The sequence below is a fragment of the Halalkalibacter lacteus genome (genome assembly GCF_036663595.1).
GTDB lineage: Bacteria > Bacillota > Bacilli > Bacillales > Bacillaceae_D > Halalkalibacter > Halalkalibacter lacteus.
Map to the genome: position 1 here is coordinate 1 of NZ_JAWRVL010000270.1, position 263 is coordinate 263.

Here is a 263-nt window from a genome sequence, read left to right on the forward strand (position 1 = left end):
CTCTCAACTGCCTAAGTGCAAAGGCATGAGCCTCTGGGTTCTTGGCAACAAAATCTGGTGGCTGGGCATATTGAAACTTCTCAAAAGAATTAATGTAGGCCTGCGGACCCCAGGTAGCTGGCGCATAGCCAGTCTCAACTTTAATAGGTGGTAAAAGGCCTAATAACGGGTCACGAGGTCTTGAGGCATCATAGAGTGGTCTATTAATAGGTAGGTAGCCAATTAATGGAAAATCGGGATGCACAAGGAACCTCGGACGAGGC

Annotated in this window: 1 protein-coding gene; it reads right to left on the reverse strand. The window is 47.9% G+C overall.

Annotated features, from left to right (window positions below):
* The coding region (locus tag SAZ04_RS22315) for a hypothetical protein (protein ID WP_332699832.1) at positions 1-263 on the reverse strand (263 nt) is incomplete at both ends.